At 72.5% G+C, this 16,075-nt stretch carries 6 protein-coding genes; 2 read left to right on the top strand and 4 right to left on the bottom strand.

Annotation, left to right across the window (positions count from 1 at the left end; all coding sequences use genetic code 11):
* Nucleotides 1-9: 9 nt before the first annotated feature.
* On the top strand, nt 10-882 hold the full coding sequence (locus JMV16_RS01430; RefSeq protein ID WP_201492365.1) for an esterase/lipase family protein: 873 nt from the start codon (nt 10-12) through the stop codon (nt 880-882).
* Nucleotides 879-1,760, top strand: a complete 882-nt coding sequence (locus JMV16_RS01425) for an alpha/beta fold hydrolase (protein WP_201492364.1) — start codon at nt 879-881, stop codon at nt 1,758-1,760. The genes JMV16_RS01430 and JMV16_RS01425 overlap by 4 nt, the downstream gene beginning before the upstream one ends.
* On the opposite strand, the gene JMV16_RS01420 is transcribed toward JMV16_RS01425, so the two are convergent.
* From JMV16_RS01420 to JMV16_RS01405, 4 genes are read right to left on the bottom strand one after another with little or no spacing between them, the layout of a single operon-like run.
* A complete protein-coding gene (locus JMV16_RS01420; RefSeq protein WP_201492363.1) occupies nt 1,757-3,067 on the bottom strand; it encodes a DUF3443 family protein in 1,311 nt (436 codons plus the stop codon). The two genes, JMV16_RS01425 and JMV16_RS01420, sit on opposite strands and share 4 nt — an antisense overlap.
* Nucleotides 3,054-3,518: a DUF2844 domain-containing protein gene (locus tag JMV16_RS01415; RefSeq protein ID WP_201492362.1), complete on the bottom strand. Its 465-nt coding sequence runs from the start codon at nt 3,516-3,518 to the stop codon at nt 3,054-3,056. The genes JMV16_RS01420 and JMV16_RS01415 overlap by 14 nt, the downstream gene beginning before the upstream one ends.
* The gene (locus tag JMV16_RS01410; RefSeq protein ID WP_201492361.1) at nt 3,505-5,646 is read right to left on the bottom strand and encodes a hypothetical protein; all 2,142 of its coding nucleotides are present in this window, start codon (nt 5,644-5,646) and stop codon (nt 3,505-3,507) included. Before JMV16_RS01410 ends, JMV16_RS01415 begins: the two co-directional genes overlap by 14 nt.
* Nucleotides 5,647-5,654: 8 nt before the next feature.
* Nucleotides 5,655-16,049, bottom strand: coding sequence for a cytochrome c3 family protein (locus JMV16_RS01405; protein ID WP_201492360.1), 10,395 nt, complete (start codon nt 16,047-16,049; stop codon nt 5,655-5,657).
* Nucleotides 16,050-16,075 lie beyond the last annotated feature (26 nt).

Here is a 16,075-nt window from a genome sequence, read left to right as displayed (position 1 = left end):
ATGCCGCGCATGACAGTGCCCCTGCGCCGACGCCGCCGGCCCAGCCCAGCCAGCCCGGCCCATCCGCGGCCCGAACCCAATCCCTTCGCCCCGGTAGCCGCCGAAGAACTGGTGTCGGCTCCCGGCCCCTGGCACATGTTGCTGGAGGCTCGCGCGCCCTGGGAATATGCCGCCATGCTGGCCGCCGCGCCCTTTCTCGCGCGCCTGCCGGCCGGCGACGGCCACCCGGTGCTCGTGTTCCCAGGCCTGGGCGCGGCCGACTTCAGCACGCTGGCGATGCGCAACTTCCTGCGCGACCGCGGCTACACGCCCTACCCCTGGCAGCAGGGCTTCAACTTCGGGCCCCGCCATGGCGTGCTCGAGGCCTGCCGCGAACGCCTGCGCCACATCCATGACCGCCACGGCGAGCGCGTCAGCCTGATCGGCTGGAGCCTGGGTGGCATCTATGCGCGCGAACTGGCCAAGGAGCAGCCCGGGCACGCCCGCTGCGTCATCACCCTGGGCTCGCCCTTTGCCGGCCACCCGCGCTCCACCAATGCCTGGCGCTTTTATGAGATGGTCAGCGGCCAGGCGGTACACGACCACGAACTTGCGGCCCAGGTGAAGCGTCCGCCCGCCTGCCCGACGACCTCGATCTACAGCAAGACCGACGGCGTGGTGTCCTGGCAATGCAGCCTCAACGACCCGGCGCCCCACACCGAGAACATCGAGGTCCACGCCAGCCACATCGGCATGGGCATGAACCCGCTGGCGATGTACGCCATCGCCGACCGCCTGGCCCAGGACCCGCAGGCCTGGCGGCCCTTTGATCTGAAGGGCGCGCGGCGCTGGTTCTACAAGGTCACGCACGGCGCGCCGCTGCTGGCGGGCTTCGTGCTGTGAAGGTCTCCGCCAACGGCCTGGCCTTCGAAGTCGACGACCAGGGCCTGCCCGCGGGTGAGCCGCTGCTGCTCATCATGGGCCTGGGCATGCAACTCGTGGGCTGGCCCGATGAACTGGTGCAGGCTCTGGTCTCGCGCGGCTTTCGCGTGCTGCGCATGGACAACCGCGACGCCGGCCTGAGCCAGGGCTTCGACCACCTGGGCAAGCCCAGCCTGGGCTGGGCGGCGACGCGCTACGCGCTGCACCTGCCGGTGGCGGCGCCCTACGGCATTGCCGACATGGCCACCGATGCCCTGGGCGTGCTCGATGCGCTGGGCCTGGAGAGCGCTCACATCTGCGGCGCCTCGATGGGCGGCATGATTGCCCAGCACCTGGCGGCCCGCCACCCGCGGCGGGTGCGCAGCCTGACGCTGATGATGACGACCAGCGGCGCGCGCCGCCTGCCCCAGCCGTCGATGCGCGTGCGCGGCGTGCTGATGTCGCGGCCCGACGGGCGCGACCACGAGGCCATTGCGCGCCATCTGCGCCATGTGATGGGCGTCATCGGCAGCCCGGCCTATCCCGCCGACCCGGCCTTGATGCGGGCGCGGCTGCAGGAGACGGTGGCGCGCGCCTGGCGCCCGGCGGGCACCGCGCGCCAGCTGATGGCCGTGCTGGCCGATGGCGACCGCTCGGCACTGTTGCCGCTGATCCAGGCGCCCACGCAAATCATCCATGGCGAGGCCGACCCCTTGGTGCTGCCGGCCGCCGGCCGCGAGTTGGCGGCCCTCATCAAGGGCGCCCGGCTGGACATGGTGCCCGGCATGGGTCACGACCTGCCGCAGCAGCTGTTGCCGCGCTTTGCCGATGGCATCGCCGCTGTCGCGGCACGGGCCTAGAAGGCGACCCAGGGCCCGTTGACCGCCAGCGCCTGGCCCCAGATCGCCGTGGTCACGCGGCGGCCGTAGAAGAAGGGCAGGCCCCAGACAAAGGCGCCCGGGTTGGACGCCCCGGCCGATCCGCCCAGGTTGGCGAAGGCGACGTTGCCGCTGACAAACAGCAGGTCAGCGCTGGCAATGCTGAGGCTGACGATGGCGCGGTTGCCCAGGGCGTCGGCGATGGTGGCCTCGCGCGGCGCCGGGCTTTGCGGGCAGTACCAGGTGGCGCCGGCGCCGGTGCAGCGGCCGGCCAGCGCCGGGTCGTCGAAGAACAGGCCGTTGGAGCCACTGTCGACGTAGCTGTAGGGGTAGGTCGTGCCGCCCACCGTGGTTTCGAGGTAGAGGTAGGCGTCGCTGGCCGGGTCGTTCTGCAGGAAGAGCAGCGTGGCTTCCGGCGGCAACTGGTTGTTGGCCTGCGTGCCGATGCCGAAGACCAGCCGGCCGCGCGCCAGCGCCGCGCCGGTATCGGGCAGGGCAGGCAGCACCAGGATGCTGCCGTTGTTGTTGACCGCGAAGTGGACCACCGGGTTCTGCACCTGGCGCTCGGCCGGCAGGGCCAGCGGCGCGCAACTGCCGCCGCTGCAGCGGTAGTAGAGGGTGTAACCGCCGCTGTAGTCGCCCATTTCGCAACGCAGGCCGCAGTCGTAGCCCAGCATGCCCACGCCCAGCACGCCCTTGGCCTGCAGGCTGCCCATGGAACGCAGCAACTCGCCGTTGGCGGCGGCCAGGCAGTCGGCTGGCGGCGCCGCCACCTGGGGGCTGGCGCCGTCGTCGATGAGCTGCACGGTCAGGCCGGCGGCGCTCTCGCCGCCGATGCGCAGGTCGGCGCTGGCCAGCGGGCCCCAGACGGCGCCGATGACGAAGGGAAAGCATTCGCTCACGGTGCCCGCGCCCTCGGCCTGCAGCGGCAGGTCGAGGCCGGCGACGGCGCTGCGCAGCAGGCGCAGGCCGATGGAGCCGGTGTCGAGGAAGACGTGGTCAATCGTGACGCAGGCGCTGGCCGATCCCGGCCGGCACACCGTCACCGTCACATAGGGCAGGTTGGCGACGCCCAGCGCGAAGCCGCCGCCGGGGCCGCTGTCGACCACCACCTCGGTGGTGTTGTCGCCCTGGGGCTCGGTGATGCTGCGCTCGACGCCGCGTGCCACCGGCACGGCGCCGTCGCGGGTGATCAGCGTCGTCTCGCTGGAACTGCCGCCGCCGCAGGCCGCCAGCAGGGCCAGCAGTGCGGTCGCGAGCGTGCGCTTGAGCGCTTCAGCGGATCGCATCGGCGCTCCCTGCGGCGGGCAGGCGCGAACGCAGCCAGGCGCGGCCGGCATGGGCGTTGAGATGGGCGAGCGACTCCACCACCAGATCGCCATGGCTCAGGCTGGCCGCATGGCGCACGCCGGCGCGCAGCTGCTGCGCGGCACGCGCCGCCTCGGCATAGGCCGGGAAATGGGCGCCCAACAGCGCGTCCAGGCGCGGCTTGTAGCGGGTGTTCCAGCTGATGGCGTAGACGCGGCCGTCGGCCCCCACGTACTGCCGGATCGTCGAGCCATCGGCCTGCGCCAGCGTGTGTACCTGGGTCTCGAGCCCGGAGGCAATGCGGCGCGTGGCCGCCAGGCGCAGGGTGTCGGCCTGCACGCTGGCCAGGCCTTCGCCCAGCACCGCGGCGGCCGGCGCGGGCAGCAGGGTGGCCAGCAGCGGCAGCAGGGCCGCGGCCTTAGAACAGTTCATAGCGGTAGCCCACGTAGAAGAAGACCGAGCTGCTGTTGTCGCTGGTGCCGGGGCCGCGGCTGCGCGAGACCTCGTAGAGCAACTCGCCCATGAGGCTGGCGCGCGGGCTCGCTTTCCAGGCGAGGCGGGTGCCGGGGCCGATGCGGTTGATCGTCACCTGCTGCTTGTCGCGCTGGGTGTAGAAGCGTATCGACGGCTCCAGCGTCAGGTCGGGCCAGGCCGACAGCACCGAGAGGTTGTTGTAGGCCAGTTGCAGGCCGTTGAAGAAGGGCGTGGTGATGAGGCTGGCGTTGAAGTTGTGGACGTCGCGCTGCGAGTACAGGTTGGTTCCGGTGAGCTGGGCACTCAGGCTGTATTGCGCGCCGGTGGCGGCACTGGCCTCGAAATCGCCCACCGCGGGCAGGGCACCGACGGCGCTGTAGCGCAGGTCGGCGCTGCCCTGCCAGCGCGGGCTCAGTGGCCGCGAGGCGCTGACGAGGAACTGCCGCGCCGTGGCCGAGGTCTTGCGCGCATCGTCCTTGATCTGCGCCAGCGAGCGCGTCTGCAGCAGCGTCTTCAGCGACACCACGCCCGAGCTGATGAGTGCGTTGGTCAGCTGCAGCGAAGGCGCGCGGCGCTCGTCGACGAGCACGGTGACGGTGGTCTGCTGGGGCAGTTGCAGGCTGCCGTGCAGAGACACCGCGTTGAGCGCGTTGAAGACCAGGTCGTAGTCGGTCAGCGCATTGATCGAGCCCTGCTCGCCGGCCCAGCGCAGCTCGGCACCCAGCGCGCGCCGGTTGCTGATGCCTTCGGTACTCTGGTCGAGCAGGTAGAAGTTGCCGCCCCAGCGCTCGAACAAGGTGTCGGCCTCGAGCACGGCGGCAAAGAGCTGTTCCGATGGCGCCGACACCAGGGCGCTGGCCGGCACGCCGCCCATTACGTCCACGCGCAGGCCGTTGGCCAGCGGCCAGACCAGCGAGACGCCGTCGAACAGGCCCAGCAGGCCGCCGCTGATGGGCGACTGGCGGCCCGCGCGGACAGCAGGTCCTTGCTCGCCGAAGCGCTGCTCCAAGTAGGCCGAGCCAATGGAATTGCTGTTCTTGCCGCCGGACTGCAAATTGGTGGACCCCGAGCCGCGCAGCACCGCCCGCGTCTCGCCCCAGCCATTGGCAAAGCGCGCACTGAGGTCGGCGCTGGTGACGATGGCCGATTCGGTGGTGCGGCTGAGCGTGGCCTGGTCGATGCCGGTGGCGATGTTGACGAGCGACTTGCTGCGCGCCTTGCCGCCGTAGTAGTACTGGGCGATGGAGCCGCTGAAGATCTTGGGCGGCGGGGCGGCCGCGCTGGCTGCACTGGCCGCACCGGCCGGCGCGCTGGCCTGCAGCGGGCCGCCCAGCGCCGTCAGCCGCGCCGCGACGCGGGAGGCGCCTTCGCCCTGCGGGTACAGGCGCAGGTAGAGCGCGTACTCGATGCGCGCACGGCGGGCGTCGTCGGCCGCTTCCCAGGCGTTGCCGATCAGCTCCTGCGCCGTCTGCGTCTGGCCGTTGGGGGGCAGCTTCAAAAGCTCGTTGAGCCGGGACACGGACGCATCGGCCTGGCGCGCCGCCAGGGCCTCGCGCGCCTGGGCCAGCAACGCGCCGGCCTGGGCCTCGATCTCGGGCGTGGCCGTGGGCGCCGGCTCGGCGGCGCGCAGCGCGGCGGCGGGCAGCCTGGGTGTGGCGGGTGCCGCGGCCGTGCCTTCGGGCAGGCGCAGCAGCAGTTCCAGCGAGCGCGCGTTCGGCCCCTGGCGGGCCTCGAGCGGCAGCGCCTGGGCCAGGCGCACGGTGAGCTGCTTGATGCGGTTGGCCGGTGCCGCCTCGTAGGCCACGCTCAGCTCGGGCAGGCCGTCGGCGGCAGGCAGGCGGCGCAGTTCGTCGGTGGCCTGGCGCAGCACCGGCTCTTCGCCGGCCAGCAGTTCGAAGCGCAGCGTGTAGCGGTCGGTCGTGCCCGAGGGCTGGACGCCGACAAAGCCCACCGAGGCGTTGAAGCGTATGCGCACGATGCGCAGATCGCCCTGGCTGCGCACGTCGATGTCGCCCAGCGTTTGGGCCTGGGCGGCGCCGGCCAGCAGCAGTGCCAGCAGGCCGAGGGAGCGGAGGAAGCTCAGCATGGCGGGTCTCACGGGCCGGTCCTCCCGGGCACCGGCACCGGCCGCACGCGCGGGTTGCCGTGCAGCTGGCGCGGGATGACCTCGCCATTGGTGATGTGGCAGCTGACGCAGCTTGGCCGGTCGGGCAGGGGCAGGTAGGCGGGCGACAGATGCTGGTAGCGCACCGGCTGCCAGGCCAGCGGGCGGTGGCAGCTGTCGCAGCTGCGCACGGTCACGAAGTGGGTGCCGGGCCGGGCGCTCGCGTCCACCCCGTTGTGGCAGGCGGCACAGCGGCCGGTCACCTGGGCCGGGTGGCTGAACTGGGCCGGCGTCCAGGCCGTCGTGCGGTGGCAGGCGTCGCAGGACAGCTTGGCGCCGAAGTGCTTGGCCGGGCGTGCCTTGGCGAGCTGGCCGTTGTGGCAGGTCTGGCACTGGCCGACGGTGACGCCGCGGTGGTCGAAGCCGGCACCGGCGCGCGGCGCGGGCAGGCCCAGGATCTCGCGCGGCAGCAGGCGCGGCAGCGCATTGCCCACCGCGGCACGGCGCACCGGGATCGGCCGCAGCACGGCACTCCAGGACGCGCCCACCTTGTGGCAGCCGGCCTCGTCGCAGTCATGCGGCGCGGCGCGCGCCGGCTTGGCCAGGTGGTCGGCATCCCGCGTCTTGATGACCACGCCGAACCAGGTGTAGGGCCGCTCGTGGCAGCTCATGCAGGTGAAGGTGGCCGGCGGTACGGCGTTGTGCATGGCGATGCCGCCGGCCGTGTTGGGCCGCATCGGGTTGGTGCCGGCGAGCTTGAAGGTGGTGAAGTTGGTCGCCGAATGGCAGCGCTCGCAGGCCACGTTGCCCACCGGGATGTGGGTCGAGGCCGAGGGCGCGGTCGGCGAGCCGCCGGCCAGCAGCGGCATGGTCTTGGGCTGGTAGGTCAGCGGCACCGGTGTCCGGCAGGCGGCCTGGGTCGCGCAGCCAGCAAAGGGCCCGGCGCCGGCGCCGGCCACGTGGCAGCTGCGGCAGTTGGCGGTGATGCCCGTGTGCAGCGCAGTGTTGGACGCCAGGCCGGCAACCGAGAAGTCACCGGCGACGATGTGGCAGGTCGAGCAATTGCCATTCGTCGGGATGTGGCCGGTGGGCTTGGCGGCGCCGTCGAAGAAGCTGGTGCCGGTGTGGCATTGCGAGCAGTCGCCGGTGGCCGGGTGGCCGGCGTCGAGCACGTTGAAGGTGCCCGCCGTAGCGCGAGGCCGCGTCTGGAAGCCCTTGTACTGGGCGCCGGAGGTGATGACCGTCGGGGTGATCGGGTAGTTGCCCATGCCCATCCAGACGAAGCCGCTCTCGTGGCAGGCGTTGCAGCCCGAGGTGATGCCGGTGTGGATCTGCGCCCCGGTGGGCACCGGGGTGGCGAACAGCGTGCCGGGCGCGGTGCGCGTGGCCGAGGCCGGAATCAGGCCGCTCACGCTGCTGGTCGAGTGGCAGGCCTGGCAGGCGGTGGACGATGGGATGTGCGCGCCCGCGCCCACCGGGCTGGTGGGCGGCATGCCGACGATGCGCGTGATGCCGGCGAAGGAGGTCACGGTGCCCGCCGCGACGTGGCAGTTGATGCAGCCGGTGGTGATGCCGGCATGGCTCATCAGCGAACCCGCGAAACGGGCCCCGTTGGGCACCGGCAGGGTCGGAATCGACGAGCCCGGGCCGACGTGGCAGACCTCGCAGCTGGCCGTGGTCGGGATGTGGTTGCTCGGCAGGCCGACGATGCTGAAGTTGGCCGCCGGGATGGCGAAGGTGGCCGCCGTCGTCGCGCCGTGGCACTGCGCGCAGTTGGCGGTGGTGCTGGGCGCGTGGAGGTGGATGTTGGCCAGCGTCGGCATCACCGCGTAGTCGGTGCCGGTGTGGCAATTCGTGCACTGCGCCGTGGCCGCGGTGGGGATGTGGTTGGCCGGCTTGTCGACGCCCACGAAGGCGGTGGTGTTGGCATGGCACAGCGAGCAGTCGCCGCCGGCCGGGTGGCCGGCGTCGGCGATGTTGAAGCTGCCGGCTGCCGCGCGTGGCCGCGTCTGGAAGCCCCGGTACTGGGCGCCGGCGGTCAGCACCGCGGGCGTGATCGGGTAGGCGCTCATGCCCATCCACACCGAGCCGGATTCGTGGCAGGCGGCGCAACCGCTGGTCACGCCGCTGTGGATCTGCGCGCCCGTGGGGGCCGGTGTGGCGAAGCCGGTGCCCGGCGCCGTCTTGGTGGCGCTGGCGGCGACCAGGCCGGCCGGCACGCTGCCCAGGTGGCAGGTTTCGCAGGCGGTGGACGAGGGGATGTGCGAGCCCGCGCCCACCGGGCTGGTGGGCGGCATGACCACGATGCGCGTGATGCCGGCGAAGCTGGCCGGCGTGTTGGCCGTCACATGGCAGGCGACGCAGTTGCTGGTGATGCCGGCGTGGCTCATCAGGCTGCCGCTGAAGCGCGCGCCATTGGGCACCGGCGTGGCCGCGATCGACGAGCCGGGGCCGACGTGGCAGACCTCGCAGCTGGCGCTGGTGGGAATGTGGTTGGCCGGCAGGCCGACGATGGCAAAGCCATTGGCGGGTATCGCGAACGAGGCCGCCGTCGCGCCGTGGCACTGGGCGCAATTGGCCGTCGTGCTCTGGGCGTTGGCATGGATGGCGGCCAGCGTCGGCATGATGCTGAAGTTGCTGCCGGTGTGGCAGGCGTTGCAGGCCGCGGTGGCCGCATAGGGGATGTGGTTGGCCGGCTTGTCGATGGCACTGAAGGCCGTCGTGCCCGAGTGGCACTGGCTGCAGTCGCCGGTGGCCGGGTGCGTGGCGTTGGCGACGTTGAACGTGCCGGCCGCCGCGCGTGGCCGTGTCTGGAAGCCCTTGTACTGGGCGCCGGCCGTCACCGTGGTCGGCGTGATCGGGTAGGCGGCCACGCCCATCCAGACGTAGTTGCTCTCGTGACAGGCGGCGCAGCCGCTGGTGACGCCGGCGTGGATCTGCGTGCCGGTGGGCGCCGGCGTGGCGAAGCCGCTGCCGGGTGCGCTGCGGGTGGCGCTGGCCGGTATCAGGCCGGCCGGCAGGCTGGCCAGGTGGCAGGCCTCGCAGGTGGTGGACGAGGGGATGTGCGCGCCCGCGCCCATGGGGGTGGTGGGCGGCATGCCGACGATGCGCGAGATGCCCGCAAAGGCCGCTGTCGTGCCCGCCGCCACATGGCAGGCGGCGCAGTTGCTGCTGATGCCGGCGTGGTTCATCAGGCTGTTGGCGAAGCGCGCGCCGTCCGCCACCGGCAGCGCGGCGATGGACGAGCCGGGGCCGACGTGGCAGACCTCGCAGCCGGCGCTGGTGGGGATGTGGTTGGCCGGCTTGCCGACGATGGCGAAGTTGGCCGCCGGAATCGCGAAGCTGGCCGCCGCCGCGCCGTGGCACTGGTCGCAGCCGCCATTCGGGTTGGGCGAGAAGAGGTGGATGTTGGCCAGCGTGGGCATCACCGCGTAATCAGCGCTGGTGTGGCAGTTGTCGCAGCTGGCGCTGGCGGTGTAGGGGATGTGGTTGCCCGGCTTGTCGATGCCGGTGAAGGCCGTCGTGTTGCCGTGGCACTGGCTGCAGTCGCCGGCCGCCGGGTGGCTGGGGTCGGCAACGCTGAAGGTAGAGGCCGCCGCCCGCGGCCGCGTCTGGAAGCCGCGGTAGCTGGCGCCCGGGCTCAGCTGGGCGGGCGAGATCGGGTAGGCCGCCACGCCCATCCACACCATGCCGGCCTCGTGGCAGGCGGCGCAGCCTGCGGTGATGCCGGTGTGGATCTGCGTACCGCTGGGTGCGGGGCTGGCGAAGCCGGTGCCCGGCGCGGTGGCGGTAGCCGTGGCCGGGATCATCCCCACCGGCAGGCTGGCCAGGTGGCAGGTCTCGCACTGGGGCGATGAGGGGATGTGGCTGCCGCTGCCCGGCGGGCTGGTGGGCGGCATGGCGACGATGCGCGCAATGCCGGCGAAGCTGGTGCTGCTGCCGCTTGGCAGGTGGCAGGCCGAGCAGGTGCTGGTGATGCCGGCATGGTTCATCTGCGAGCCGGCGAAGCGCGCGCCATCGGCCACCGGCAACGCCGTGATCGACGAGCCGGCGCCGACGTGGCAGACCTCGCAGCTCTGGTTGGTGGGGATGTGATTGGCCGGCTGGCCGACGATGGCGAAGCCGGTGCGCGGGATCGCGAACGAGGGCGCGGCGCTGCCATGACACTGCGCGCAGTTGCCGCTGACGCTGGGCGCGTTGGCGTGGATGTTGGCCAGCGTCGGCACAACGGAATAGTCGCTGCTGGTGTGGCAGTTGGCACACTGGGCGCTGGCGGCATAGGGAATGTGGTTGCCGGGTTTCTCGACGCCGGTGAAGGCGGTGGTGCTGCTGTGGCACTGCACGCAGTCGCCCGCCGCCGGGTGGGCCGGGTCGGCCACGGCAAAGGCGCTGGCCGCCAGCCCGGGCCGGGTCTGGAAGCCCCGGTACTGCCCGCCGGGCACCAGGGTGGCGGGCGAGATCGGGTAGGCGCCCATGCCCATCCACACCATGCCGGCCTCGTGGCAGCCGGCGCAGCCGGCGGTGACGCCGCTGTGGATCTGCGCCCCGCCGGGTGGCGCCGACGCGAAGCCGGTGCCGGGCGCGGTGGCGGTGGCCGAGGCGGCGATGAGGCCGGCCGGCATGCTGGCCAGGTGGCAGGTCTCGCAGTTGGTGGTGGACGGGATGTGCGAGCCCGAACCCGGCGGGCTGGTGGCCGGCATGCCGACGATGCGCGTGATGCCGGCAAAGGTGGTGGCGTTGCCGGCCGGCAGGTGGCAGGCGGCGCAGTTGCCGGCGATGCCGGCATGGTTCATCAGGCTGCCGGCAAAGCGCGCGCCATCGGTGACGGGCAGGGCGGCGATGGACGAGCCCGGCCCGACGTGGCAGACCTCGCAGGCCGTGCTGGTGGGGATGTGGTTGGCCGGCTGGCCGACGATGGCAAAGCCGGTGCGCGGTATCGCGAACGAGGCCGCCGCGGCGCCGTGGCACTGGGCGCAGTTGCTGGTGCTGCTGGGGGCGTTGGCGTGGATCGCCGTCAGCGTCGGCCGCACCGCGTAGTCGCTGCTGGTATGGCAGCTGTTGCACTGCGCGCTGGCGGCATAGGGGATGTGGTTGGCCGGCTTGTCGACGCCGCTGAAGGCGGTGGTGTTGCTGTGGCACTGGCTGCAGTCGCCCGCCAGCGGGTGGGCCGGGTCGGCCACGCTGAACAGGCCCGCGGCGGCCACCGGCCGCGTCTGGAAGCCGCGGTAGAGCGCGCCCGCGGTGAGCGTGGTCGGCGTGATCGGGTAGGCGCCCATGCCCATCCACACCGCACCGGTCTCGTGGCAGGCCGAGCAGCTGCTGCTGACGCCGGCGTGGATCTGGGCGCCCGTGGGGGCCGGGGTGGCAAAGCCGGTGCCGGGTGCGGTCTTGGTCGCCGAGGCCGGCACCGGCAGCGCCGGCATGCTGGCCAGGTGGCAGGCCTCGCAGGCCGTGCCGGACGGGATGTGGCTGCCGCCGCCCACCGGGCTGGTGGGCGGCATGCCCACCAGGGCCGTGATGCCGGCGAAGCGCGTCGTCGCGCCGGCCGGCTGGTGGCAGGCGACGCAGCCGCTGCTGATGCCGGCGTGGTTCATCAGGCTGCCGGCGAAACGGGCGCCGTCGGGCACCGGCAGCGCGGCGATCGACGAGCCGGCGCCGACGTGGCACAGCTCGCAACTGGCGCTGGTGGGAATGTGGTCGGCCGGCAGGCCGACGATGCTGAAGTTGGACGCGGGAATCGCGAACGAGGCTGCCGCGGCGCCGTGGCACTGGGCGCAGTTGCCGGTGGTGCTGGGGGCGTTGCGGTGGATATTGGCCAGCGTCGGCCGCACCGCGTAGTCGCTGCCCAGGTGGCAGGCGTTGCAGGTGGCCTGGGCCGCGAACGGGATGTGGTTGGCCGGCGGCGCCACGCCGGTGAAGGCGGTGGTGCCGGTGTGGCATTGCGAGCAGTCGCCGCCGGCCGGGTGGGCCGGGTCGGCCACGCTGGTGGCGCTGGCCACCGGCGTCGGCCGCGTCTGGAAGCCGCGGTATTGCGCGCCCGGCGTCAGCGTGGTCGGGCTGGGGGGATAGGCATTGATGCCCATCCACTGGTAGCCGGTCTCGTGGCAGGCGCTGCAGCCGCTGCTGACGCCGGCATGGATCTGCGCGCCGGTGGGCGCCGGGATGGCGAAGCCGGTGCCGGGCGCCAGCGTCACGGCCGAGGCCGGGATCAGGCCGGCCGGCGTGCTGGCCAGGTGGCAGGCCTCGCAGGCGGCGGTGGTCGGGATATGGGCGTCGGGGCCCACCGGGCTGGTGCGCGGCTGCTTGACGATGGCGGCGATGCCGGCAAAGCTGGCCAGGCCGGCATTGGGCATGTGGCAGGCGGCGCAGCCGCTCGCGATGCCGGCATGGCTCATCAGGCTGCCGCTGAAGCGCGCGCCGTCGGTGACGGGCAGGGCGGCGATGGACGAGCCGGGGCCGACGTGGCAGGTCTCGCAGCCGGCGTTGGTGGGGATGTGGTCCACCGGCATGCCGATGACGCTGAAGCCCACCGCCGGCAAGGCGAACGAGGCCGCCGCGGCGCCGTGGCACTGGGCGCAGCCACCCACGGGGTTGGGGGCGTTGGCGTGGATGGCGGTGAGTGTCGGGAACACCGCGTAGTCACTGCCGGTGTGGCAGCCGCTGCATTGGGCGCTGGTCGCAAAGGGGATGTGGTTGGCCGGCCGGTCGACGCCGGTGAAGGCGCTCGTGCTGCCGTGGCATTGGCTGCAGTCGCCCGTGCCCGGGTGGGCCGGGTTGGCGACGTTGAAGGTGCCGGCCGCCGCACGCGGCCGCGTCTGGAAGCCGGTGTAAGAGGCGCCGGCCACCAGGGTGGTGGGGGCGATGGGATAGGCGCCCACGCCCAGCCACACCATGCCGGCCTCGTGGCAGGCATTGCAGCCGCTGCTGACGCCGGCGTGGATCTGCGTGCCGCTGGGCGCGGGCGTGGCGAAGCCGGTGCCCGGCGCCGTCTTGGTGGCCGAGGCCGGCACCAGGCCGGTCGGCATGCTGGCCAGGTGGCAGGCTTCGCAGGCGGTGGACGAGGGGATGTGCGAGCCGGGGCCGGCCGGCGTGGTGGCCGGCATGCCGATCAGGCGCGTGATGCCGGCAAAGGTGGTGGTGGCCGTGGCGGGCTGGTGGCAGGCGACGCAGTTGGCGCTGATGCCGGCGTGGTTCATGAGGCTGCCGCTGAAGCGCGCGCCATTGCCCACCGGCAGCGCCGCGATGGACGAGCCGGGGCCCACATGGCACAGCTCGCAGGCGGCCGAGGTGGGGATGTGGTTCGTCGGCATGCCGACGACGCTGAAGCCGATGGCCGGAATCGCGAACGAGGCTGCCGCCGCGCCATGGCACTGGGCGCAGTTGGTGGTGGTGCTGGGGGCGTTGGCGTGGATATTGGCCAGCGTCGGCATCACCGCGTAGTCGCTGCTGGTGTGGCAGGCGTTGCAGGTGGCGGTGGCAGCGAACGGAATGTGGTTGGCTGGCTTGTCGACGCTGGTGAAGGCGGTGGTGTTGCCGTGACACTGGCTGCAGTCGCCGGCGGGCGGGTGGGCCGCGTCGGCGACGTTGAAGCTGCCGGCCGCTGCGCGCGGCCGGGTCTGGAAGCCCTTGTACTGGGCGCCGGCGGTCAGCGTGCTCGGGCTGATGGGATAGGCACCCATGCCCATCCAGACCGCGCCGGCCTCGTGGCAGGCCGCGCAACCGCTGCTCACGCCGTTGTGGATCTGCACGCCGGTGGGCGCCGGCGTCGCGAAGCCGGTGCCGGGCGCGGTCTTGCTGGCGCTGGCGGCGATCAGGCCGCTGGGCAGGCTGGCCAGGTGGCAGCTCTCGCAGGTGGTGGACGAAGGGATGTGCGAACCCGCACCCACCGGGCTGGTGGGCGGCATTCCAATGAGGCGGGCGATGCCGGCGAAGGTGGTGGAAGAACCCGCCGGCAGATGGCAGCTGGCGCAGTTGGCGCTGATGCCGGCGTGGTTCATCAGGCTGCCTTTGAACCGCGCGCCATCCGTGACGGGCAGCGCGGCAATGGACGAGCCGGGGCCGACGTGGCACAGCTCGCAGGCCGCGGTGGTGGGAATGTGGGTCGCCGGCATGCCGACGATGGCGAAGTTGATCGCGGGGATGGCGAAGGAGGCCGCCGCCGCGCCATGGCATTGCGCGCAGTTGCCGCTGGGGTTGGGGGCGTTGGCGTGGATCGCCGCGAGGCTGGGCGTGACCGCGTAGTCCGGGTTGACGTGGCAGCTGGTGCAGGTGGCCGTGGCTGCATAGGGTATGTGGTTGGCCGGCTTGTCGACGCCGGTGAAGGCGGCGGTGTTGCTGTGGCAGCGGCTGCAGTCGCCGGCCGCCGGGTGGGCAGCGTCGGCCACGTTGAAGGGGCCGGCGGCGGCGCGCGGGCGCGTCTGGAAGCCGGTGTATTGCGCGCCGTCTATCCGCGTGGCGGGCGAGATCGGGTAGGCCGCCACGCCCATCCACACCATGCCGGCCTCGTGGCAGGCGACGCAGCCCGATGTCGTGCCGGCGTGGATCTGCGCCCCCGTGGGCGGCGGATTGGCGAAGGCCGTGCCCGGCGCGCTGAGGGTGGCCGAGGCGGCGATCAGCCCCGGCGGCATGCTCGCCAGGTGGCAGCTTTCGCAGACCGTGGACGAGGGGATGTGGGCGCCGGCACCCGCGGGGTTGGTGGCCGGCATGCCGACGATGCGCGTGATGCCGGCAAACGTGGTGGCGCTGCCCGAGGGCTGGTGGCAGGCGGCGCAATCGCGCGTGATGCCGGCGTGGTTCATCAGGCTGCCGGCGAAGCGCGCGCCGTCGGTGACCGGCAGGGCGGCGATGGACGTGCCCGGGCCGACGTGGCAGACCTCACAGCCGACGCTGGTGGGGATGTGGTTGGCGGGCAGGCCGACGATGGCAAAGCCGTTGGCGGGTATCGCGAACGAGGCCGCTGCCGCGCCATGGCACTGCGCGCAATTGCCGCTGGGGTTGGGGGCGAAGGCGTGAATCGCGGTGAGCGTGGGCATCACCGCGTAGTCGGTGCCGGTGTGGCAGCTGTTGCACTGCGCGCTGGCGGCATAGGGGATGTGGTTGGCCGGCTTGTCGACGCCGCTGAAGGCTGATGTGCTGCTGTGGCAGCGGCTGCAGTCGTCGCCGGTGGGGTGGGCCGGGTTGGCCACGCTGAAGCTGCTGGCGGCGGCGCGCGGGCGGGTCTGGAAGCCGCGGTATTGCGCGCCGGCGGTCAGCGTGGCGGGGCTGATGGGATAGGCGTTCATGCCCATCCACACCATGCCGGCCTCGTGGCAGGCATTGCAGCCGGCACTGACCCCGGCGTGGATCTGGGCACCGCCGGGTGCCGGCGTGGCAAAGCCGCTGCCGGGCGCGCTGCGCGTGGCCGAGGCCGGCACCAGACCGGCAGGCCGGCTGGCCAGGTGGCAGCTCTCGCAGGCGGTGGAAGACGGAATGTGGGCGCCCGGACCGGCGGGCGCGGTGGGCGGCATGCCGACGATGGCGCTGATGCCGGCAAAGGCCACCGTGCTGCCGGCCGGGCGGTGGCAGTCGACGCAGCCGCTGGCGATGCCGGCGTGGTTCATCAGCGCGCCGGAAAAGCGCGCGCCATTGCCCACAGGCAGTGCGCTGATGCCGGTGCCGGGGCCGGTGTGGCAGTTCTCGCAGGCCGCCTGGGTGGGAATGTGATTGGCTGGAAAGCCAACGATGGCAAAGCCGCTGGCCGGGTTGGCAAAGCTGGCAGCGGCGGCGCCGTGGCAGGTGGCGCAGCCGCTGGTGCTGCTGGGGGCGTTGGCGTGGATCGCCGCCAGCGTGGGCATGACACGGAAGGCGGGGTTGCTGTGGCAGGCGCTGCAGGCAGCACCGGTGGCAGTGGGGATGTGGTTGCTTTGCTTGGCCGCCGCGGGCAAGAAGGCCGCGGTGCGGTGGCATTCGTCGCACGAGGCCACGGTGCCGGGGTGGCCGGCGCTCTTGCCTGCGGCGCGCACGCCGTTGTGGCAGCTGGCGCAGCCGCCGGGGGCGACGCCGAAGTGGCTGAAGAGGGCGCCGGCAAAGCTGTTGAGGCTGTGGCAGTTGTCGCAGCTCTCCAGCGTCTGCACATGGCGCAAAGGCATCGCCTTGGCGCCGCGCGGGTTGTTGGCCACATGGCAGGTGGCGCAGTCGCGCGGCGTGCCCTTGAAGATGCCGCGCAGATGGCAGCTCTCGCAACTGGCCTCTTCGTGCTTGCCGCGCAGCGCAAAGCCGGTGGAGGTGTGGTCATAGCCGCTGCTCTGGGCCAGGGCCGGCGGCAGGCCACCGACCTGCACCACCAGCAGCGCCAGCAGCGCCAGCAGGCCGCGCATCCAGCGCAACAGCGGGTCCGCGGTGACCATCGCTTGCACATTCGTGTGGCCGGCAC

Source organism: Rubrivivax sp. A210 (genome assembly GCF_904426505.1).
Classification (GTDB): domain Bacteria; phylum Pseudomonadota; class Gammaproteobacteria; order Burkholderiales; family Burkholderiaceae_C; genus Rubrivivax.
Note: the sequence above shows the minus strand (reverse complement) of the source record. Positions and strands in the feature narration are given on the sequence as shown.